We start from the raw sequence: 22,432 nt of genomic DNA, 5'->3' as shown, positions 1-22,432 counted from the left end.
CGCGCGCGCGAGACCCGGTCAAGCCCCCGAACCGGGTGCCTACCATTTGGGGGACACTCGGCACCCGCGATAATTAAGGTTAGGCTGTACTAACTAGTGAAGGGTTCTTGGATGGCACGCACAAATATTCGCAGCACCCGGGTTCGTCCCAGCACCACCGGAGCGGTGGGTCTGGAGGTGCTCGCTCGTGAGCAGATCTCGCCGCACTTCATCCGGGTAACCCTGGGTCGTGGCGACATCGAATCGTTTGTCCCGCTGGGCCACGATCAGTGGGTGCGCCTCTTCCTTCCGCAAAACGGGGGCAACCTGGCGGCGGTGCCGAGCACCCTGTCGCTGGGATCCTATGCGCGCTTTTTGGCGAGCGCCCGGGGCGATCAGCGTCCGGTGCTGCGCGCCTATACGATTCGCGAGTATCGATCCGAGGGGCCCGATGGTCCCGAAATCGATATCGATTTTGTGGTGCACGGAACGGGGGAGGCGGCCGGGGTGGCCTCGGCCTGGGCCCGGAACTGCGTGCCGGGCGATGAGGTCGCGATCTTGGACGAGGGCACCGGCTTCACCCTGCCCGCGGGGATCGCCCAGGTCCTGCTGGTCGCCGATGAGAGCGGGCTGCCCGCCGCAGAGGGGGTCCTGGCCGCCCTCCCCGCGCACGTGCGCGGTACCGCCCTGCTGGAGATCCCCGCCGAGGAGGACCGCCGTGTGCTGGCGGCACCGCGCGGCATCTCGGTGCGGTGGTTAGTGCGGGAGGATCCGCATGCGGTGCCCGGCGTCCTGGCGCGCACCATCGCCGCGGATGTGCCGCTGCCCGCCGAGGGATTTTTCGGTTGGGTGGTCGGGGAGTCCGCGCTGGCCACCGGGGTGCGCCGCGAGTGGGTGTCCCACGGGGTGCCCAAGGACCGAATTATGTTCTGCGGGTATTGGAAGGTGGGCCGTTCGGGCTAGGCGGGCACGTGGGTCAGGGCGAACTGGATCAGCAGCATCGTGATCACAAACCCGGTGAACTGGTTGAGCAGCAGAAAGCGTCGCCAGCCGCGGTTGGCGCTCTCGGCGGTCGCGTCGGTGATGTTCCAGGAGGGCAGGGTCACGATCAGGTACGGGATTACCAGGAGCGCCGAGAGTTTGCCCCACCCGGGGATCCACAGCGCCGCGATACCCGCGGCCAGATAGAGCAGCACCGATACCCGCGCGGCGGTCCGGGCACCCCAGGCGGTGGCCGAGGAGGAGATCCCGGCGGCGCGGTCGGCCTCCACATCCTGGACGGCACCAAACAGGTGGCTGGCGGCTCCCCAGAGGAAAAACGCCACCAGGAGGCAGATAAGCGCCGGGGTCCACTGCGCACCGGCGAGGGCCAGGCCCACGATGGCCGGGCCCACAAAGTGCAGGCTTGAGGTGACCGAGTCGGCGACCGCCCGCTCCTTGGTGCGCAGCGGCGGGACCGAGTAGGCGAGCACGCCGGCCACACACAGGATCAGGAGCAGCCCGGAGAGGGGAGTGCCCACCGCGAGCAGATAGACAAAGCCCGGCAGCGCGAGCAGCGCGCCGGTCCAGAGAACCGGTCGGTGTAAGCGGCGCTCGAGTACCGCGCCCTCGATGCCGCCCTTGCGCGGATTGCGCAGGTCGGACTCATAGTCGAAGACGTCGTTGACCCCGTACATCAGCAGGTTGTAGGGGATCAGAAAAAACAGCGTGCCCACGATGAGTTCGCCGTCCACGGTGCCGCGGGTGATCAGCATGGCCGCCGCAAACGGGTAGGCGGTGTTGATCCAGGACACCGGTCGGGAGGAGCGCAGGATCGTACGCCAGTCGGCGTTGCTGAGTGTGCCCAGCGCGAGCCAGACGCCGGGCAGGATCAGCAACGCGAGTAGCGGATAGGTGAAGTCCTCGATCGGGGCGTTGCCGATGTTGAGGCCGAGCAGGGTGTCTCGGTCGTAGTCGAAGAGGCCCAGCGCGATCATGATGTTGTCAAAAACCGCGGTCGCGACGGTCAGACCGGCCAGGGCGATGGCCGCCGCGCCGAGTGAGACGCGGGCACCGCGGGATCGGGTGAGGGCAAACACCCCCAGCCCGCCGGCCAGCACGACCGCACAGATCTGCCAGTACATCATGCGGCCGCGCTCCGACGGGTGCGGATGCGGGTGAGCAGCCTTGCCCCCAGGGTGTAGAGGATCATCGCCGAGTAGCACAGCAGGGTCAGGAACAGGATCTCCTCCACCGGGAACTCGGGGGCGAGGTTCCAGTGCAGCAGCAGAGGGCTGTCACCACGGAAGAAGATGCCCGCGTGGATCGCCCACAGATCCCAGGCGATGAACGCGACCAGGCCGGCGGTCAGGGTCAGCGCGGCGCGAATCGGGGAGGCCCAGAAAAACAGCTTGTGGCGCAGGTCGATCAGGGCGAGACCGCCGATCGAGATCAGCAGCGCGAGGGCGTAGCCGCCGGTCATGCGGTGCCGCGATCGCCGGGGGTGGGGGTGGGCTCGGCTGATCCGAAGCCGCCGGTGGCTCCGTGCGGTTCGGAGGTTTGGTGTGGTGCGGAGGATCGGCGTGCGTTGGTGGTTCCGACGGCTCCGGAGGCTCCGGTGGTGGCGGGCTCGGGCAGCGGGGCGCTGCCGCGGTCCCCGCGCAGGCGCTTGAGGACCAGCTCGGCGCTGATCAGACACATCGGCAACCCGATGCCCGGAACAGTGGTGGCTCCGGCGTAGTACAGCCCGGAAACCTTGGAGGAGACGTTTTTGCCCCGGAAGAACGCGCTCTGTGCGGTGGTGTGGGCAAGACCCAGCGCGGTCCCGCGCCAGGCGTTGAAATCGCGTTCGAAGTCGCGCGGGCCGATGCTGCGGCGCACCACGATGCGCTCGCGCAGGTCGGGGATCTTCGCCCAGGCGGCGATCTGGTCGATCGCCGCATCGGTGATTCGCTCCACCTCCGCATCGCCCTCGCCGCCCAGCTCGGGATCGGAGGGCGCGGGCACCAGCACAAACAGGTTGCTGTGTCCGGGCGGTGCCACGCTCGCATCCGATGCCGACGGATGACACACATACAGGGAGGTCTGATCGGGCAGCCAGGGGTCCCCGGGGGCGGGTGCCGGGGCGTCGATTCGCCGGAAGTTCCCCTCCCAGTCCTCGGTAAACAGCAGGGTGTGGTGCGGCAACTCGGGGATCTCGCCGCGGATGCCGAGGAACACCAGCACCGTACCGGGCCCGGGAACCGTGCGCTTCCAGGTGCGCTCGGGCCGCGACTGCAGTGCCGGGGGGAGGAGTCGGGTCTCGGTGTGGTGCAGATCCGCCGCCGATACCACGATGTCCGCCTCGATCCGGGAGGTCACGCCGCAGCGTTCGGTGACGACGCCGGTCGCGCGAGCCTTGCGCCCGGCGGACTCGGTGGTGATTTCCCGCACCCGTGTTTCGGTGAGGATGGTGACCCCGGCCGAATCCGCCAGTCGGGCGAGCGCCTGCACCAGCTCGGTGAAGCCGCCGCGCGGATACTGGACCCCACCGTTGAGGTCCAGCCCGCTCATCAGGTGATAGATCGCCGGGGCCCGAAACGGCGAAGACCCGAGAAACACCGCCGGATACCCGAGGATCCGCAGGATCCGCGAGTCGGTGAAGTGATCACGGGCAAACGCGTGCAGGGACCGGGTCAGCAGCCGCACCAGGCTGCCCGCGCGCGCGATAACTGCGCGGCTGGAAAACGCCGAGAGGTTTTCGAAGTTGGTGTAGAGGAAGGACCTGGTCGCAAGATCCAGGGTCTGTTCGGCCGAGGCCAGGTAGCGATCAAAGGCCGGTCCGGATCCCGGTTCCAGCCGCTCAAACAGTTCCCGGTTGGCCGCCCGCTGGGCGTGCACGTCCACCGCCTCGTGGTCCTTCTCGAAGATCACCCGGTAGCCCGGGTCGAGGGTTTCCAGGTCGAGCTCGGCGGCGGTGCTGGACCCCATCATCGCGAAGAAGTGATCAAACACCTCGGGCATCAGGTACCAGGAGGGGCCGGTATCAAAGCGGAAGCCCTCGCTGCTCCATGATCCGGCGCGTCCGCCCACCTCGGCATTTCGCTCGACCAGGGTCACCCGGTAGCCGTCGCGGGCCAGCAGTCCTGCGGTGGCTAGCCCTGCCACGCCGCCGCCGATCACCACGGCATGCTGGGGGGTGTTGGCGGGAGTGGCGGTCGGGAGAGACTCGGACAAGAACGGATCCAATCTTCGGGTGGTGGCGGGCGGCTGCGGCGATGGCATGGCCCGGATGTCAGGAGTCGAGTATGGGGTGCCGTGCTCGGGGTGGCTGCGGCGCGACCGAGTTCCGGGGTTACCGACCGCCGCGGGAGGGCAGGAACCTTCCGAGAAGGAGGGCGCGCAGGGCGATCACCACCTTGTGTGGGGTACTCACGCGGATGCGGCGACGCAGCAGATCGCGGGCGGGAACCGCGCCCATCTTGCGGGTCAGGGTCGCAAACAGTTCGGTCGCGCAGATCACCGCCGGGCGACTCACCCGCGGGAGCAGGCCGATGCCCGCCCGGGCGCGGGCCAGGTCGGCGTCGATATCGGCGATGATGGTGTCGCGATCCCGTGCGGTCAGCAGGGCCACGTTGATCCCGGGGAAGTAGTTGCGTCCCAGGGCGTCCAGGTCGCTGCCCAAATCGCGCAGGAAGTTGATCTTCTGGAAGGCGGACCCCAGCGCGCGGGCGGCATCGACGATCTCCGGACGCCGCGGATCCACCCGGGAATCCTGGCAGAACACCGCCGTGCACATCAGGCCGATGACCTCGGCCGATCCATAGATGTAGGTCTTGATGCTGGCCTGATCATGCACGTTTTGTTCCAGGTCCATCCGCATCGAGGCGAAGAAGGGACGGGTCAGTTCGGTCCCGAAGCCCGCGGCCCGTGCGGTCTGGGCGAAGGCGTGCACCACGAGGTTGCTGGAGAATCCGGTGGTCAGGGCGTGCTCGGTCTCGGCCTCGAGCGCATCCAGGGTTTCCGCGCACTCGGCGGTGCTGAGCCCGGCGCTCTCTCCGGGACCGTCCACGATCTCGTCGGCCACCCGCACCAGCGCATAGATCGCGGCGATCCGGGTGCGCATGCGACCCGGAAGGAGGAGGCTCGCGGCCCCGAAGGAGCTGGAGTATCGGCTGAGCAGGTGCACGCTGTTCTCGGTGGCGACCCGGTTGTACAGCGCGAGTCCGGTCTCCGGGGCGCGTGCGGGCGCGGCCGGGCGACGGCCCTGCGGTGTTTCGGGCGGGTTCGCCCCGGGCCGCGGGGTGGAGTCTGGGTGATCGGAGGTGGGGGTCACGGGCTCAATCTGGGTGGGAACGGGCGCTGTTGCCAGGAGTCGCAGACTAAACATCACGTCCCCCGAGCTCGATAATGACGGATGTAAGGTAACTGCGCAACCGTGGGGGCAGCGCGGGGGACAGGGTCGCCGCCCGCGCGCGTCGAGTGGCATCCGCCACCAGCGCGTCATGACGCTCACGCACCCCGGCGCGAATCAGCTCCGCGCGCACGTGCTCCCACTGGGCCGCGGTGGCGGACTCGGGGTCGCGTTGCAGGGCGATGATCAGCGGCCAGGCGGCGCTGTCTCGGGCGAGGGACACCAGCGCGGTGTTCTTGCCGGTGGACAGGTCCGCGGTGATGCTCTTGCCGGTGCGGGCGCTCTCCCCAAAGACGCCCAGGTGGTCGTCCCGGAGCTGGAAGGCCAGGCCGAGGGCACGCGCCACCTCATCCAGTGCGCCCAGCAGGTTTTCGTCCGCCCCGGCAAGCACGGCCCCGGCCCGGAGCGGCACCGAGAAGGTGTAGCTCGCGGTCTTGTGTTCGGTCATGCTGAGGATGCGCGTGATCGTCGGGGTGCCGGCGTCCAGCGCGGCGAGGCTCACGTCGGCGTGCTCGCCGCCGGCGGTGACGTGTACGGCCTCGTCGAAGAGGTCGAGCAGTCGGTGTCGAATCCGGGTATCCACCTCGAGTAGCGCGATGTGACGCTGGGCGGCGCTGAGCAAGAGGTCCCCGCCGATGATGGCCGAGGATTCGGCATCACGACGAGCCCGGGCGGGATCCGAGGTGCGCAGCGGATGCGTTTCCAGGATCGCGCCGGTCAGGTTGAGCTGACCGCGGCGCAGCAGATCGCCGTCGATGATGTCATCGTGCACCACAAAGGCCCCGTGCAGCAGCTCCTGCGCGGCGGCGGTCGCGACCAGGGCGCGTAGCAGGGCATCCTCGACGGGGCTGGCCGCCGTGTCCTGCCCGGTTTCTTCCTCCGTGGCCAGGGCCAGATAGGCCCCGAATACCAGGCGCGGGCGGATCCGCTTGCCACCGGTGAGCGCCCGGCCCAGTCCCACCCAGAGTGGGGGATAGGAGGCGTCCATTTTTCGACTCTTGGCCAGGCCGTCGGCGAGGAAGGCCGCGAGGGCCGCTTCCACATGGTGACTGAGTTCACTGACGCGCGGGGGGATATCGCAGGTGCAGACCTCCTCGAGGTCCCCCTGTCCAAAGCCGGCGTCGAGCAGCGCACCCAGCTCGGAGTCCGAGGGGAGCGCCTGCTCGACGCGTGTTGCGCCATCGGAGACGGCGGTCTGGGGGGAGGGGATTCCACCTTCCACGGGAGCGAGTACCGCACGCTCGTCGTGATTCTGGATCGCGCCCCCGGGGAGGTGGCTGTGTTCGTGACGCGCGTTCGGGTTGCCCGTCACGGACCTAATCCGGGCGAGTCGATGCCGTTCGCGCGCGGGCGATGCGGCCGTGGACTCCTCCTCCGTGGGCGGTACCGTGGGTGCGGCCGTCCCGGCGGGTGTTGCTCGAACGAGGGTGTGACCTAGCGGTGCATTCATCGTTGTGCCTCCCGGATTAAATAACTAGCTAGGCTAGCTAATGAGTTGACGGTATCATGTGATCAGTGCATCTCGCATCCCGTCCCCAAAACTTTTGGACATCATGAACGCCCCCTACTGGTACCTGCAGGACGAGGATTCCGGTGCGCCCGGGGTGGATCCCGCGCCGGGTCTGGATCCGGCGCCGGGTGTGGATCCCGCGCCGGGCGCGACCCGGGCCGCTCGTCCGACATCGCAGCCGAGGGGGAATCTGTCGCGGGTGGACGTGCCGGATGCCGAGGCATCGAGAATCAATGTGACGGGGGCTGTAGCCTCGGGATCGGAAGTGTCGGGCGCCGAGGCGTCGAGAGCGAATGTGACGGGCGCCGAGGCGTCGGATAGTGAGCGCCCGGCGGTTGGCGCGACCCGGATTCCGCGGTCCGGCGAGGCGGCGGATGACGGTGCTGGTGCTGCTGCTGGTGGCAGTGGGGCATCGTCTCCGGGAACGGGACCCGTTGCGGTTCTGCGCGCGCTGCGGCGTTGGCGCGAACGCGACGAGGCGATGCGCCGGGAGACCCGCCGAGAGATGGGCATGGGTGAAACCGACATGGCGGCCCTGCGGTTCCTGATCGCGGCGGCCGGGAGGAGTGAGCCGGTCACGGGCAAGAGGCTTGCCGATCACCTGGGCATTTCTTCGGCTTCGACCACCAAGCTGACCGACCGGCTGGTAGCTTCGGGTCACCTGCGCCGCCTGCCCCATCCGGTGGATCGCCGCGCCATCCTGCTGGAGGCCAGTGCCCAAACCCACCGCGAGGTCCGCGGCACACTCAGCGGCAGACACGAACGCATGCTCGCGGCGGCCGAGTCGCTCACCTCGACCGAGCGTGCGGCGGTGGTGCGCTTCCTCGATCGGATCGGGGAGAGCATCGGCCCCGATGTCGATGTCGATGTCGATGTCGATGCCGAAGCTGCTGCCGCTATCTCCGATGCCGCTGCCGATGCCTCCGATGCCGCGGTCTCCGACGCCTCTGCTTCTGCCTTTGCTGCCGATGCCCACACGGGAATCGATCCTCTTGCGGATGCTCATGACCCGGTAGTTTCCGGGTCGCGGGTGACCACTCCGTAGCGGGAGGGCGAAACCTCGATTCGTGCCCGCGCGTGCGGCTAGCTAGCTAGCTAGCGAGCAGGGACTGGTGCTCGGGATGGTTGGCAAACCAGCCGCGCACGTAGCCGCAGGTCGGGGTGATCCTGCGTTCGGGGTCCCGGGTGATGTCCGCAATTGCAAACTCCACGAGTCGGGCGGCGAGGCCGCGACCGCGCTGAGTGGGTTCGGTGTAGCTGTAGGTGAGAAAGGTCACACCGTCGCGCTCGGTGAAGGCCAGGGTGGCGTGTATCGCCCCGTCCTCGCGGAGCTCGTAGCGGGAATGCTCGTTTGATCGGGTGATTTCCATGCCCTCAGCCTAGACCCTGTCGGCACGCCGGGCAACGGCAACGGGGTTGGTGGCGCCAGGTCGGTCACTCAGGAGGACGTGCCGTGCAGCTGGTCGAGATACCGCATGATGACGCCCTCGCGGAGCGCCCACGGTGACACCTCCAGGGAAGAAGCGCCCATGGTTCCCATGGCTTCGCGCAGCACGATGCCGCCGGCGGCGATCTGGAACGCGCGATCCTCGGTGATGCCGGGCAGCGCGTGTCTTGCACTCGCGGGAATCATCGCCAGGCGGGGAACCCAGTCGGTGAGCCGTTTGAGGCTCAGTCGGGTGCGGCCATCGGCGTTGTCGCCGCTGCTGCCGGCAAGCTTGGCCAGCGAACGGATCGTCTTGGATGAGCCCACGATGTGGTCCGGTGCCCCCTGCTCGGCGAACAGGGGGAGTGCCTCGCCGAGGATTCGGCGCGCATGCGCGGCAAGCTCCTCGGTCTGTTCCAGCGTGGGCGGATCGTCGTGGAGGTGGGAGACGGTGGTGCGTCCGGCACCCAGGGGCAGGCTCACGGCAACGTCCGGCATCTCATCGGACCCCTGCGAGATCTCCAGGGAACCTCCACCGATGTCGAACACCAGGATGTTGCCCGCCGACCAGCCATACCAGCGGCGAATCGCCAGGAACGTGAGTCGCGATTCCTCCTCGCCGCTGAGGACCTGGAGGTCCACTCCGGTGTGAGCGCGAATCAACGCGAGCGTCTCGGGGCCGTTGGTGGCCTCGCGAATGGCCGAGGTGGCCATCGGCAAAAACGCGTCCAGCCCCGCCGCATCGGCGATTTTTGCGGCCGCACTCACCGCGTCGATCAGGGCGGTGACGCCCTCGTCGCTAATGCGCCCCTCGGCATCGATGTAGCGCATCAGGCGCAGCACCGACTTGTGATCGGTCATCGGGATGGGACCCGCGCCGGGGTGAGCGTCCACCACGAGGAGATGGACGGTATTTGAGCCAACATCGAGTACACCGAGACGCATGTGATCACAGTAACGGATTTGCGGCCACCCACCAATGACCGTGGGGCCCGAATCCCGGCAAATCGGATGTCCCCGGTCCTGCGTATAGTGCGACAGTGGCTGCGAACATCAGCCAAATGAAGGACGCAAAATCGAACTAAACCGCGTTAGCATGAGTGCTCAGCGGGTTGCGTCCGCTAGAAGCTCTATTGTTTACACTCCATACCAGGATGGATCCCATGCTCTTACGGCTCTTACTGCGATATTCGCGCCCGTATGTTCGGTGGATCGTGGCCGTTGTTATTTTGCAACTGATCGCGACTCTCGCCGCTCTTTACCTGCCCAGCTTGAACGCCCAGATCATCGATCAGGGAGTGGCCAAGGGCGATGTTAACTTCATCTGGGCCACCGGTGCAACCATGCTCTGGGTGTGCCTGGTCCAGGTGGCAGCCGCGATTGGCGGCGTCTACTTCGGTGCCAAAACCGCGATGGCAGTGGGCCGTGATCTGCGCCGCAGCGTCTATGGTCGTGTCTCCAACTTCCGCGCCCAGGAGCTGGGCCGCTTTGGTGCGCCCACCCTGATCACCCGCGGCACCAACGATGTGCAGCAGGTGCAGATGCTCCTGCTGATGACCCTGAACTTTATGGTGTCCACTCCGATCATGTGTGTGGGTGGTATCGTCATGGCCCTGCGTGAGGACGCGGGACTGTCGTGGCTGGTGTGGGTTTCCGTGCCGCTGCTGATCGCCGTGGTTGGTTACCTGGTCACCCTGCTGATGCCACTGTTCCGCTCGATGCAGGAAAAGATCGACGGCATCAACGGTGTTCTGCGCGAGCAGATCATCGGCATCCGCGTGGTGCGGGCGTTTGTGCGTGAGGATTTTGAAACCCAGCGCTTTGGCGATGCCAACCACGCGCTGACCCGGGTGTCGCTGAAGGTCGGTTCGATCTTCGTGCTGATGTTCCCGCTGATCGGTATGATCCTGCACCTGGCCACGGCCGCCGTGCTGTGGTTTGGTGGGCACCGAGTGGATACCGGTGACATGCAGGTGGGCTCGCTGACGGCCTTCCTGCAGTACCTGCTGCAGATTCTTGCGGCCGTCATGATGGGAACCTTCATGGTCATGATGATCCCGCGTGCGGTGGTCTGTGCCGAGCGCATCGGTGAGGTCCTGGATGTGGAACCGACCATGGCCGAGCCCGAGGAGCCGGTAGAGGTGGCCGACCCGCGCGGTGTGGTGGAGTTCCGCAACGTGGGGTTTGGATATCCGGGGGCCGAGAACCTGGTCCTGGAGGGGTTGTCGTTTACCGCGGAGCCCGGAAAGACCACGGCCATCATCGGCTCGACCGGGTCCGGTAAGTCGACCCTGCTGAGCCTGATTCCCCGCCTCTACGACGCGGGGGAGGGCGAGGTCCTGTTGGACGGGGTCCCGGTGACTCAGTACACCCGGGCACAGCTTTCTGACCGCGTAGGCATGGTCCCGCAGCGCCCCTTCCTGTTCTCGGGTACCGTGGGAAGTAACCTGCGCTTCGGTGATCAGCATGCCGATGATGAAAAGCTGTGGCAGGCGTTGACCGTGGCACAGGGTGCCGGCTTCGTACGGGAGAAGGAACACGGGCTGGACAGCCCGATCTCTCAGGGTGGAACCAACGTGTCCGGCGGACAGCGTCAGCGACTGTGTATCGCCAGAACGCTGGTGGCCGAGCCCAAGGTGTACCTGTTTGATGACTCGTTCTCGGCCCTGGATGTAACCACGGACTCCAAGCTTCGTGCGGCGCTCAAGGATGAAATCCGTGATGCCACGGTGATTATCGTGGCCCAGCGGGTGTCCACGATCACCGATGCCGACCAGATTCTGGTGATGGATGACGGCAAGATTGTGGGTCGCGGAACCCACGAGGAGTTGGTTGAATCCAACGAAACCTATCGGGAGATCGTAAACTCCCAGCTCAGCGCATCGGAGGTGGCGTAACTCATGGCGCGAAAGAAAAACGATTCCTTGGAATCCGAAACCCCCGAGGCCGTCCTGGAGTTTGACGAGCGCGAGCTGACCGCCGGCTCGAGCGATGACATGTTTGGTGGCGGAGCACCGCCCAAGAAGGCCAAGGCATTCTGGCCGTCCGCCAAGCGTCTGATGGGGCTGCTGGCACCCGAGCGCGTGGGCGTGTCGGTGGTCGTGGCGATGGTTGTGGTCTCCGTGGTGCTGGGCGTGATTGCCCCCAAGATTCTCGGGCAGGCCATGGATGTCATCTTTGGTGGCGCCATCGGCGCGGGCATGCCCGCCGGGGCTACCAAGGAGCAGGTCATCGCCGGCCTGGTCGCCTCGGGCGATCAGTCGCGGGCGGACATGCTGGAAAAGATCAACTTCACTCCGGGCCAGGGCATCGATTTTGTCAACCTGAGCCGACTGATCTTTATCGTGTTGGCCATGTATCTCATTTCCTCCTTCTTCATGTGGGCGCAGGGATACATCCTGAACAAGCTGGTGATGAAGGTTGTCTATAACCTGCGTCGCGATATCGAAACCAAGCTCAACCGCCTGCCGCTGAACTACTTCGATACCCGCCAGCGCGGCGACCTGCTCTCGCGGGTAACCAACGACGTGGATAACATCCAAAACGCGCTGCAACAGGCCTTTGCCCAGATGATTCAAGCGGTGCTGACCATTATCGGCATCGTGGTGATGATGTTCATCGTCTCCTGGCAGCTTGCGCTGATTGCTCTGATCGCCCTGCCGCTGTCGGCGATTGTGGCCGGTGTGATCGGTTCGCGCTCGCAGAAGCTCTTTGCCGCCCAGTGGAAGAACACCGGCGTGCTCAACGGGCACATCGAGGAGTCCTTCTCCGGCCACGACCTGGTGACCCTGTTCGGGCGCCAGAAGGACATGCTTGAGGGATTCGACGAGCGCAACCATGGTCTGTTCAAGGCGTCGTTTGGTGCCCAGTTCATCTCTGGCATCATCATGCCGGCGATGCAGTTTGTGTCGTACCTCTCGTATGTGGGAATCGCCGTGGTGGGTGGATTGCGCGTGGCTACCGGGTCGATGACCCTGGGTGATGCCACCGCCTTCATCCAGTACTCCCGTGAGTTCACCAGCCCGATCGGTCAGCTGGCCGGAATGGCAAACATGCTCCAGTCGGGTGTGGCCTCGGCCGAGCGGACCTTCGAGCTGCTTGATGCCGAGGAGCAGAGCGAGGATGACACCACCGGTGCCCTGCCCGCCCACACCGATGGGCACGTGGAATTTGAACACGTGACCTTCTCCTATAACGAGGAGACCACGCTGATCGAGGACCTGTCCTTCGAGGCGGAGCCCGGTCATACGGTGGCCATCGTGGGGCCCACGGGTGCGGGAAAATCGACCTTGGTGAACCTGGTCATGCGCTTCTACGAGCTGCAGGGCGGAAGAATCCTGCTGGATGGCACGGACATTACCACCGTGCCGCGCCAGGAGCTGCGCTCGAAGGTTGGCATGGTGTTGCAGGATGCCTGGCTCTTCGAGGGCACGATTCGGGACAACATTCGCTACGGACGTCTGGACGCCACCGATGACGAGGTGATCGCCGCGGCCCAGGCCACGTTCGTGGATCGTTTCGTGCGTCAGCTCCCCGACGGCTACGACACGATTCTGGACGATGCCGGGTCGAATGTATCGGCCGGTGAGAAGCAGCTGATTACGATTGCCCGGGCCTTCCTGGCATCGCCCTCGCTGCTGATCCTGGACGAGGCCACGTCCTCGGTGGACACCCGGACCGAGCTGCTGGTGCAGCAGGCCATGGCCGCGCTGCGCACGGATCGGACCTCGTTTGTGATTGCCCACCGCCTCTCGACGATCCGGGACGCCAATACGATCCTGGTGATGGAGTCGGGCCGGATCGTCGAGCAGGGCTCGCATGAGTCGCTGCTGAAGAAGCAGGGCGCGTACTACAACCTGTACATGTCGCAGTTCTCGGGCGGTCATGACCTGGAGGAGTCCGCGGACCCGCTGACCTTTGATGCCACCGGAGCGATCCCAACCCAGCCGACAAGCTAGGGCGTAGGCGGGATCCGGCGCGCTCAGTGTCGGGGAATCTTCCGCCCGAATTCCGGGGGCCGTCTGGTGTGCCGAGCACACCGGTCGGCCCCCTGGTGTTTTCCGAGTCATTCGTCAAACACCCCCTCGTGGGTCAGCAGGGCATGCTTCACCCAGGTGCCGGCGATGTGCCCGCCCAGGCTGCCGTCGGCGTGAATCACCCGGTGGCAGGGGAAGATAATCGGCACCGGGTTGAGCGCGCAGGCGGCCCCCACCGCACGCATGGCCAGGGGACGCCCGGTGGCGGTGGCAAGTTCCCCGTAGCTCACGGTGGCACCGTAGCGGAGGCGGGGAAGAAAAGCCAGCACCTCACGGTGGTAGAGGCCGAAGGGCCCGAGGTCGATGGGAAGATCGAATCGACGTCGTTCGTGGGCGATGTATTCGCGCAGTTGTTTCACCGCCAGCTCCACATGGCGACGCGAGCGTTCGGGCGTGATGCGCAATCCATCGGCTAATCGGCCCAGGGTGGGGCCGCCCCCGGAATCAAGAAATGAGAGGCGTACCACCCCGGCCGCAGAGGCCAGCACCGTGAGGGTGCCCCAGGGGGAGGAGAGCGAGGCCTCGTGGGCATCCAGCACGGTCCCGTGACGCGCTCGGGCGGGATGGGCAGCCCGGGAGCTGATGGCCGTGGGAATCCGTGGGAGCGGTGCCGGGGGCCTGCTCCCGGCAAAGCCAACCGGGAGCGCATCCGGGTCGGCGGGATCCGCCGGGGAAAACCTCACCCGCGAGCGCGAGCGCGAACGCTCTCGAAATCGCCCATCTCGGATGAGGCGGTGCAGTACCGCGGTATCCGGGGTATCGGGAAGCGGGGTGTCGAGAAGTGGGGAATCCGAGGAAACGCCGGTGAGTCCGGGCGGGAACGGAATCGTCGGTGCCGGGCCCAAAACTGGTGCCGGACCCAAAACCGGAGACGGACCCGACACCCGAGACGGACCCGACACCGGGGACGAACTCTGATCTCTGGTCTGCTTGGGGTTTTCGGACTGCGCCCGGTTTCGGTCCGATTCCCGGTCTTCGGGCGTGGGCTTCATGGTGTGCTCCCTGCTGTCTGCGTCGGCTGCGCGGGGAGGCGTGGGCTCACGGGTGTGCCTGTGGCGTGTGCGGGCCTACTGATGCATCCCTCGGCGTGGTTGGTTGGAGTCCCAGTCCACCAGGGGTACCGAATTCACATCGAGGGTGGCCGCATATTGTGGAGAACTTTGCTGCGTAGTGAGGCTGTGGGCAACGCCTAGGCGCGGGGATCAGACTCGCCGTGACGCTCGCCCTGTGCCTGTGCCTGTGCCTGTGCCTGTGGCTGTGGCTGTGGCTGTGGCTGTGACGCAGCCTGTGCCTCGCCGTCGCCCTCGCCCTGAAGCTCTGCCTGACGCGCGGCATGCGCCAACCCGGCCTCATGCGCCCGGTCATACTCCTCGGCGCTGAGCGCCCCCACCACCGAGTGCGAGCGGGAATACACCAGGTACCAGATCACCCCGATCACCATCCAGATCACAAAGACGATCCAGGTGTTGCTGCCCAGGCTCACCATCAGCCCCACACAGCACACAAATCCCAGGATCGGAACCACCGGGTAGAGCGGCACCCGGAAGGCGCGCGGCGCGGTGGGACGGGTGCGGCGTAGATAGATCACCGCGAGGTTGACCAGGGCGAAGGCAAACAGCGTCCCGATGCTGGTGGCATCGGCCAGCTCACCCAGCGGGATCAGGGCGGCGGTGATCGCCACGGCGATGCCGATGATCAGCGTGCCGGCCACCGGGGTGTGGCTCTTGGCGGAGATCCGCTGGAACACCCGCGGCACCATGCCATCACGGGACATACTCATCAGGATGCGCGTCTGACCATAGAGCACGGTGAGAACCACGCTGGCGATCGCGATCACCGCACCGATGGCCATGACCAGGGTGATCCAGGGGGTGTGGGTGATCTCATCCAGAATGGCCGCGAGCGTGGGGCCGTTCTCGGTGAACTCGGTCCAGGGGTGGGCCCCGAGGGCGGCGATTGCCACCAGGATGTAGATCACGGTCACGATTCCGAGTGAGAGCAGGATCGCGCGCGGCAGATCCCGGCGCGGATTAAGCGCCTCCTCACCGGCAGTGGAGGCCGCATCAAAGCCGATATAGGAGAAGAACAGGCGCGAGGCCGCGGCGGCGATGCCCGCGGTCCCCATCGGGGCCAGCGGCTCGAGGTTTCCGGCCCGGAAGGCGGTAAACGCGATCACGATGAACAGCAGCATGGTGGCAATCTTGAGGACCACCATGATGGTGTTGACGGTGATCGATTCGCTGGTACCGCGCACCAGCAGGAACATCGCGATCAGTACCAGGGCGGCCGCGGGCAGGTTCACGATGCCGCCGGCATCGGGCCCGGCCACCAGCTCACGCGGAAGCTCCAGTCCAAAGACTCCCAGCGCGTCGTTGACATACTCTCCGGCGCCCACGGCCACGGCGGCCACCGAGACCGCATATTCGAGGATCAGGCACCACCCACAGACCCAGGCGAGCCCCTCACCCAGGGTCGCATAGGCATACGAGTAGCTGGATCCGGACACCGGGACGCTGCCGGCCATTTCGGCATAGGACAGCGCCGAGAGCATCGCGGTGAATCCGGCCACGATAAACGCGATCCAGACGGCGGGCCCGGCCATCGGCACCGCGGTGCCCAGCACCACAAAGACTCCGGTTCCCAGGGTCGCGCCGATGCTGATCATGGTGAGCTGCCAGAGCCCGAGGCTGCGGCGCAGGGCGGGCTGGGATCCATCCGAGAGTGGGACGTCGATGGGCCGGCGGCGGGTCAATTGAGCGGCCAGGCCGAGGGTGGGACGGGGTGTAGAACTCACGGAGGTTTCCAAGCGATGAATGAATAGGAAGAGAATAAGTCTCGCAGACAACCGCGGAAGCCGCGTTATCCGGTCCGACCCGGTGCGGTCGATACCTCCGAAACGCGGCCCAAAAACCCGCATCGCGTGGACATTCCAGATGTCCACGCGATGCGGGTGTTGCGATGAGTATCCGGGTCAGTGACCCATCGGAGCCTCACCCTCGGGCAGATCGGCGGGCTTGCCGATGAAGGGGGCGATCAGGATCAGCGCGGTGGCGATGCAGGCACCCACCAGGAACGCCTGGGAGACACCGCCGGCCACGGCCGCGCCCGCGGTGGCACCCCCGGCCACCAGCGCCTGGGTCTGAATCGACAGGATGGTGACAAACAGGGCGGTACCCACGGCACCGGCCACCTGCTGCACGGTTCCCACGATCGCACTGGCGTGGGAGTAGAGCGCGGGCCGAACCGCGCCCAGGCTCACCGTAAACAGCGGGGTGAACAGGAGTGCGAGGCCGAGGCTCATCACGATGTGGGCACCCAGCAGGACCCAAACCGAGCTTCCGGCGGCGGTGCCCACGGTGGCCAGGAACCACAGGGCACCGGCGACGATGATCGAACCCGGGATCATCAGCGGACGCGGACCCACCCGGTCAAACAGGCGACCCACAAACGGTGCCATCAGGCCCATGACCAGCCCGCCGGGGAGCATGAACAGGCCGATCTCGATCGTGTCGAGTCCCAGCACATTGGTCAGGTAGATCGGCAGCAGGATGATGGTGCCAAACAGTGCGGCCATGGCCACCACCATCATCAGGATGCCGGCGGTGAAGGTCGGCGACTGGAAGGTGCGCAGATCCAGCAGCGCGCGGTCACGACGCGACAGCAGGATCTGGCGGATGATGAAGGCCGCCAGGCTCACGGCGCCCACCACCAGCGAGACGATCAGCGTGACGCCGCCGTCGGTGGTTTCCTCGGAGATGCGGCTGATGCCGAAGATCAGTCCACCAAAACCGAGGGCGGAGAGGATCACGCTGAACACATCCAGCGGAACCACGCGCGGCTCGGTGACGTTGGAGATGCTGCGGATGCCGATGATCAGCATAATGATCGCGATCGGGAGCACCAGACCAAACATCCAGCGCCAGCCCAGCGAGTGCAGGATCAGGCCCGAAATGGTGGGGCCGATGGCCGGGGCCACCGAGATGACGATGGACACCGAACCCATCATCCGGCCGCGTTTTTCGGCGGGAACGAGGGTCATCAGGGTGGTCATCAGCAGCGGCATCATGATGGCCGTACCGCTGGCTTGGACGATGCGGCCCAGCAGCAGCATCACAAATCCGGGGGCCACGGCGGCGATCAGGGTGCCCAGGGAGAACAGGCCCATCGCGGCGATGAAGATGGGACGGGTGTTAAAACGCTGCAGCAGGAACCCGGTAATCGGGATGACCACGGCCATGGTGAGCAGGAAGCCGGTGGTGAGCCACTGCGCTGCGGCAATGGTGATTTCGAGATCATGGGTGAGCGAGGGCAGTGCCACGCTCATGATGGTCTCGTTCAGAATCACCACAAACGCGGCGGCGATCAGCAAACCGATGACCCGATTATTGCGTCGGGTGTTTGCGACCTCGTCGGAGACGGGTGTGGTGGTAACAGATGACAAAAAGACTCTTCCTCTGGGGACATTCAGGGATAACGTACATTGTGCTAACGGTCTTGCCCGTGGGTTCATTCCGCAAATGGGTAAAGCGGGGGTGAACTTTTTGGTGTGGCGAGCCGGGCAGGCACGGCTTCGGGCTCGGTATCGTAAGGGTATGAGACTACTGCACACCTCCGACTGGCACGTCGGTCGCAGCTTCCACGGGGCCAGCACGCTGGCTAATCTGGAGGCCGTGCTGGGGGAGCTTGCCCGCATCGTGACCGCGGAACGGGTGGACGTGGTGGTGGTATCCGGAGACATTTTTGATACCGGAACCCCCTCGGCCGCCGCCTATGCGGTGCTTACGAATGTCCTGCGTGACCTGCACCGCACCGGGGTGCGCATCGTGCTCACCTCGGGCAATCACGACTCCGCCCAGCGGCTGGGGTTCCTGGCCGAGTTCACGGCGAATGCCGGGGTGTATGTGTGCACCGATCCCGAGGCCCTGGATGTGCCAATCGAACTGGCCGATGAATATGGTCCCGTCCTGATCTACGGCATTCCCTATCTGGAACCCGCGCTGCTGCGCTACCGCTTTCCCGATGCCGATCTGCGCGGGCAGGAAAAAACCATGCGGTTTGCGATGGATCGCATCCGCGCCGATATCGCCACCCGGCCGCCGGCCCGCACGGTGATTGCCGCCCACTGCTTTGCCTCGGGGGCCAGCGGGGGAGACGGGGAACGCGACATCACCGCGGGTGGCATCGAATCGGTCCCGCTGGATGTGTTTGACGGGGTGGACTATGCCGCCCTGGGCCATATTCACGGCCGAGCCACCGTGCGCGAGCACGTTCGCTACAGCGGTGCCCCGCTGCATTATTCCTTTTCCGAGGTGAATAAACCCCGGGGTGGGTGGATCGTGGATCTGGACGGTGCCGGTCTCTCCGAGGTGCGCTGGGTGGATCTCCCGATTCCGCGCCCGCTGGCCGTGCTGCGCGGCACCCTCGAGGAGATCCTCGCCGATCCGGCGCATGAGGGGGTTCGCGAGCACTGGGTCGCCGCGATCCTCACCGATCAGGTGCGCCCGCTGGACCCGATGCGTCGCCTGCAGGAGCGATTCCCGTTCGCGTTGACCCTGGAGCACGCCCCGGAAACCGCGATCGTGGACACCTCCACGAGCTATGCGGCCCGGGTGCGTGAGCGCGGGGACGGCGAGATCATCGCCGGGTTCCTGGAACTCGTCCGCGACGGGGTGGGTCCCGACGTCGAGGAGCGGGTGCTGATCGACGATCTGATCCGTGCCGAGCAGCGCCGTGAACGCCAGGAGTGAGCCGATGAATTTCAGACTGCAGGAGGGTATGGCATGAGGATTCATCGCCTGAGCATCACCGGATTTGGACCGTTCCTGGACACCCAGGAGGTCGACTTCGACGCGTTCGCCGCCGAGGGGCTGTTCCTGATCGCCGGGAAGACCGGGGCCGGGAAGTCCAGCATCCTGGATGCGATCTGTTTTGCGCTGTACGACGGTGCCCCGCGCTATGACGGCACGCCGGGCCGGCTGCGCAGCGACCACTGCGGCCCCGGGGATCCCACGCTGGTGGAACTGGAATTCAGCACCGGGGGCGAGCGGTATCGGGTGCGGCGCTCGCCGGGATATGAGCGGCCCAAGACGCGCGGCGCCGGAACCACCATGCAGAAGCCCACGGCGGAATTGGCGATCCGGCGTGCCGACGGCTGGGAGGTGCTGTTTGCCCAGCCGCGCGAGGTGGGCAAGGAGCTGGCCGAGATTATCAAGCTGCGGCGCGAACAGTTCCTGCAGGTGATCCTGCTTGCCCAGAACCGGTTTGGCGAGTTTCTGCGCGCGCAGAGTTCCGAGCGGCTGGAGCTGCTGCGGACGCTGTTTGGAACCGCCCGTTTTGATCACTATGAGCGGGACATCTTCGAGCGGATGCGCGCGGCCGAGGGAATCCTTTCGACCCGTAAGTCGGCCGCCGAGGCGCTGGCCGCGCGGGTCGGGGAGGTGCTTCCCGACCAATCCTCCGCGGACAACTCCGGGGAGGGCTCCGCGGACAACCTCGGTGACGCCTCCGCGCGGGGCTCGGCGCTTGGCCCCGGACAGCTCACCGACTCGTCCACGCTGCCCCCGATGCCCGCGGTCCCCGATGCCGACTGGTTTGCGCGGGCACGCGAGGTGTCGGCGGCGGAGGTTGCCCGCACCGAGATTGCGCTGGGTGTGGCCGATTCCCGCCAGCAGGAGGCGCGGGAGGCGCTGCGTGAGCGCGAGGCCCTGGCCGACCGGCAGCGCCGACTGACGGCCGCGCGCGCCGAGTTTGCCGCGCTCGAGGAGCGTTCGGCCGAGATCGACGGCGAGCGGGGAACCCTGGAGGCCGCCGATCGGGCGGCGCAGGTTGAGCCCCTGGTGCACCGTCTGAACGCCGCACGGGATGCCCGCGCGGCGATCGAGGACACCCACACTGCGCTGATCCGCGAGGCGGAAGCGGCGAAATCCGCGGACGTCACGGACCCGGCCGCCGAGGCTTCGAAGACGGTCGGTGTGGATCCTGCACCCGAGGTGGCGCCGAAAAAGGATGCGCACACCGCCGAGGCTCCGGCCGATTCGCGGACCGAGGACTCCGACACCGCGCACACGGAATCCGCGGACCTCATACTCGTGGCCGATCCCGCAACCTCCGAAGATACCCTGACCGCGGTCGCCGAGCGCCGCACCCGTCACCTGGGCCGGCTGGAAGCCGAGGCTCGGGCCGCCCGAGAACTCCCCACCCTCCACGCCCGGGTCGCCACCCGAACGGAAGAGGAGGATGCCGCGGCGAGTGCGCTGTCCCGCGCCCAGGAGCGGGGAGTGGCACTGCCCGCCGACCTTGCCCGGGCGCGCGAGTCCCGAAACGAGACCGCCGCGCGAGCCGCACGCCTGGATTCGCTGCTGGCGGAGACGCAGTCTCTGAGTGCGCGGGCCGAGGCGCTGGGTGACCTGATCGCCCTCGGCCCGACCCTCGCATCCGCCCGCGAGGAGGCCGCATCGGCCGACGCGGCCCAGCGGGAGGCGTCCGCGCATCAGCGCGCGGTGCTCCGACGTCGCCTGGCCGGGTTTGCCGGGGAACTGGCGGCCGGGCTGGAAACCGGGGAACCCTGCGCCGTCTGCGGAAGCACCACCCATCCGCATCCGGCCGAGGCATCCGCGGATGCCGTGGGGGAGGAGGATGTGACCGCCGCCGAGGCGCGGGTTGCCGAGGCTGCCCGCGCGCTCGCCGTCGCCACCTCGACCCTGGGAGACCTGGCCCAGAATCGCTCGGCGCTGAGTGCCCGGGCCTTCGGTTCGGCCGACGTGCCCGAGGACCTCGACGCCGCGCGGAACGCGCTGGTCGCCGATCTCGCCGCGGCCACCCGCACGCGGTCCGAGGCCGAGCAGGCGGCCCGGGATCTGCCCACACGGGAGACCGAGATTTTGGCCCTGGAAGCCGAGCAGAATCGGGTTGATGCGGTGATCGCCGAGGCCCGGGATGCCCTGGCGGCGGCCGCATCGGCTCGGGTGAACGCGCAACACGCGGCGGAGGACCTGTCTCGACGCCTGTCCCTCGCCCACGTCGGCTACTCGGATCTCCCCGCGGCCATCGAGGCGGTGACGCGCGCGCGGGACCTGGCCCGCGATCGTGCCCGGATCATGGGTGACCGGGTCCGGCTCGAAGCCGCGGTTGAGTCCGCCCGGAACGAGCGAGACCTGGCGCTCGCGGACAACGGGTTCTCCCGCGAGGAGGACTGGGCTGCCGCCCGTCGCGCGGACCGCGAGCAGATCCGCGCCCGCATCACGGCCCATGATGCCGCCCTGGCCGCGGTGTCCGGTCGGATCGATGCCCCCGACCTCGTGGATCTGCCGGCCGAGCCGGTGGACGTGGGCGAGGCACGCGAGGCCGAGCATCTCGCCGGACTGGACCGTGACGCCGCCGCGAGCGCCCATCACGATCAGCGCAGCCGGCACCGGGACCTGGACACCCTCCTCGCCTCCCTGGCCGAGGCCCAGGCCGACATCGCCGAGGAACTCACCGCCTTCGAGCGGCTGCGCGCCCTGGCCACGGTGCTGCGCGGCGGGGAAAATAACGCCCGTCGCATGCGCCTGGAAAGCTTTGTCCTGGCCGCCGAGCTGGAGGAGATCGTGCGGGCGGCCAACCTGCGCCTGGCCGAGATGAGCGCGGGCAGGTTCCGACTCGAACACGACGACACCGTGCAGCACGGACGCGGCCAGTCGGGCCTCGGCCTGGTGATTTTTGACGGGTTTACCGGAACTCCGCGGGCAACCCAGTCGCTCTCGGGTGGGGAATCCTTCCTCGCCTCCCTGGCGCTCGCGCTGGGGCTGGCCGAGGTGGTCACCCAGCGTGCGGGCGGCATCACGCTGGACACGCTGTTCATCGACGAGGGATTTGGATCCCTGGATGCGGAGACTCTGGACACCGCGATGGCCACGCTGGACGGGCTGCGCGCGGGCGGTCGCACCGTCGGCGTGATCAGTCACGTCCCGGCCATGCAGGAGCGGATTCCCGCCCGGCTGAACGTGCGGGCGAGCGGTGCCGGTCCCAGCCGGATCGAATACGCGGAGGGATGAGCGGAAACAGATTTAACGTCGGTTTAAGAATCGCGTTTCTTGACGCGCATTTTGTGAAAAAACCCCTGCGCCCCCGCG

Annotated in this window: 16 protein-coding genes; 6 read left to right on the top strand and 10 right to left on the bottom strand. The window is 66.8% G+C overall.

What is annotated here, in order from left to right; translation table 11 throughout:
- Positions 1-111 precede the first annotated feature (111 nt).
- Positions 112-942, top strand: coding sequence for a siderophore-interacting protein (locus C7C57_RS09625; RefSeq protein WP_187976229.1), 831 nt, complete (start codon positions 112-114; stop codon positions 940-942).
- Here C7C57_RS09625 and C7C57_RS09620 read toward each other — a convergent pair.
- The 5 genes from C7C57_RS09620 to C7C57_RS09600 all read right to left on the bottom strand — a co-directional run bounded on the left by C7C57_RS09620 (position 939) and on the right by C7C57_RS09600 (position 6,662).
- A complete protein-coding gene (locus C7C57_RS09620; protein ID WP_187976228.1) occupies positions 939-2,105 on the bottom strand; it encodes a prenyltransferase in 1,167 nt (388 codons plus the stop codon). The genes C7C57_RS09625 and C7C57_RS09620 overlap by 4 nt on opposite strands.
- Positions 2,102-2,440: a lycopene cyclase domain-containing protein gene (locus tag C7C57_RS09615; protein ID WP_121688021.1), complete on the bottom strand. Its 339-nt coding sequence runs from the start codon at positions 2,438-2,440 to the stop codon at positions 2,102-2,104. Before C7C57_RS09615 ends, C7C57_RS09620 begins: the two co-directional genes overlap by 4 nt.
- The gene (gene crtI / locus C7C57_RS09610; RefSeq protein ID WP_187976227.1) at positions 2,437-4,221 is read right to left on the bottom strand and encodes a phytoene desaturase family protein; all 1,785 of its coding nucleotides are present in this window, start codon (positions 4,219-4,221) and stop codon (positions 2,437-2,439) included. Before crtI ends, C7C57_RS09615 begins: the two co-directional genes overlap by 4 nt.
- A gap of 70 nt (positions 4,222-4,291) precedes the next feature.
- On the bottom strand, positions 4,292-5,272 hold the full coding sequence (locus C7C57_RS09605) for a phytoene/squalene synthase family protein (RefSeq protein WP_255505646.1): 981 nt from the start codon (positions 5,270-5,272) through the stop codon (positions 4,292-4,294).
- A gap of 46 nt (positions 5,273-5,318) precedes the next feature.
- Positions 5,319-6,662 (bottom strand): polyprenyl synthetase family protein, encoded by a 1,344-nt coding sequence (locus C7C57_RS09600; protein ID WP_187976225.1) that lies wholly within the window; start codon positions 6,660-6,662, stop codon positions 5,319-5,321.
- A gap of 493 nt (positions 6,663-7,155) precedes the next feature.
- On the opposite strand from C7C57_RS09600, the gene C7C57_RS09595 reads away from it, so the two are divergent.
- Positions 7,156-7,905, top strand: coding sequence for a MarR family winged helix-turn-helix transcriptional regulator (locus C7C57_RS09595; protein WP_255505645.1), 750 nt, complete (start codon positions 7,156-7,158; stop codon positions 7,903-7,905).
- Between the two features lie 46 nt (positions 7,906-7,951).
- On the opposite strand, the gene C7C57_RS09590 is transcribed toward C7C57_RS09595, so the two are convergent.
- Together C7C57_RS09590 and C7C57_RS09585 are read right to left on the bottom strand one after the other, a co-directional pair.
- Positions 7,952-8,230: a GNAT family N-acetyltransferase gene (locus C7C57_RS09590; RefSeq protein ID WP_187976224.1), complete on the bottom strand. Its 279-nt coding sequence runs from the start codon at positions 8,228-8,230 to the stop codon at positions 7,952-7,954.
- 68 nt (positions 8,231-8,298) lie between these two features.
- Positions 8,299-9,231, bottom strand: a complete 933-nt coding sequence (locus C7C57_RS09585) for a Ppx/GppA phosphatase family protein (RefSeq protein WP_187976223.1) — start codon at positions 9,229-9,231, stop codon at positions 8,299-8,301.
- 218 nt (positions 9,232-9,449) lie between these two features.
- On the opposite strand from C7C57_RS09585, the gene C7C57_RS09580 reads away from it, so the two are divergent.
- Together C7C57_RS09580 and C7C57_RS09575 are read left to right on the top strand one after the other, a co-directional pair.
- Complete coding sequence (locus C7C57_RS09580; RefSeq protein ID WP_187976222.1) at positions 9,450-11,183, top strand: ABC transporter ATP-binding protein; 1,734 nt, start codon at positions 9,450-9,452, stop codon at positions 11,181-11,183.
- A 3-nt stretch (positions 11,184-11,186) separates the two neighbouring features.
- Positions 11,187-13,244, top strand: a complete 2,058-nt coding sequence (locus tag C7C57_RS09575) for an ABC transporter ATP-binding protein (protein WP_187976221.1) — start codon at positions 11,187-11,189, stop codon at positions 13,242-13,244.
- Positions 13,245-13,351: 107 nt separating this feature from the next.
- Here C7C57_RS09575 and C7C57_RS09570 read toward each other — a convergent pair whose 3' ends face one another.
- The 3 genes from C7C57_RS09570 to C7C57_RS09560 all read right to left on the bottom strand — a co-directional run bounded on the left by C7C57_RS09570 (position 13,352) and on the right by C7C57_RS09560 (position 17,832).
- On the bottom strand, positions 13,352-14,314 hold the full coding sequence (locus C7C57_RS09570; RefSeq protein ID WP_187976220.1) for a methylated-DNA--[protein]-cysteine S-methyltransferase: 963 nt from the start codon (positions 14,312-14,314) through the stop codon (positions 13,352-13,354).
- Positions 14,315-14,511: 197 nt separating this feature from the next.
- Positions 14,512-16,116: an APC family permease gene (locus C7C57_RS09565; protein ID WP_255505644.1), complete on the bottom strand. Its 1,605-nt coding sequence runs from the start codon at positions 16,114-16,116 to the stop codon at positions 14,512-14,514.
- A 177-nt stretch (positions 16,117-16,293) separates the two neighbouring features.
- Positions 16,294-17,832, bottom strand: a complete 1,539-nt coding sequence (locus C7C57_RS09560) for an MDR family MFS transporter (RefSeq protein ID WP_081863815.1) — start codon at positions 17,830-17,832, stop codon at positions 16,294-16,296.
- An 82-nt stretch (positions 17,833-17,914) separates the two neighbouring features.
- On the opposite strand from C7C57_RS09560, the gene C7C57_RS09555 reads away from it, so the two are divergent.
- Together C7C57_RS09555 and C7C57_RS09550 are read left to right on the top strand one after the other, a co-directional pair.
- Complete coding sequence (locus tag C7C57_RS09555; protein ID WP_187976219.1) at positions 17,915-19,069, top strand: exonuclease SbcCD subunit D; 1,155 nt, start codon at positions 17,915-17,917, stop codon at positions 19,067-19,069.
- A 33-nt stretch (positions 19,070-19,102) separates the two neighbouring features.
- Positions 19,103-22,354, top strand: a complete 3,252-nt coding sequence (locus tag C7C57_RS09550; protein ID WP_187976218.1) for an AAA family ATPase — start codon at positions 19,103-19,105, stop codon at positions 22,352-22,354.
- The last annotated feature ends 78 nt before the right edge of the window (positions 22,355-22,432 follow it).

The sequence above is a fragment of the Mycetocola sp. JXN-3 genome, assembly GCF_014522285.1.
GTDB classification, from domain to species: Bacteria; Actinomycetota; Actinomycetes; order Actinomycetales; family Microbacteriaceae; genus Mycetocola; species Mycetocola saprophilus.
Note: the sequence above shows the minus strand (reverse complement) of the source record. Positions and strands in the feature narration are given on the sequence as shown.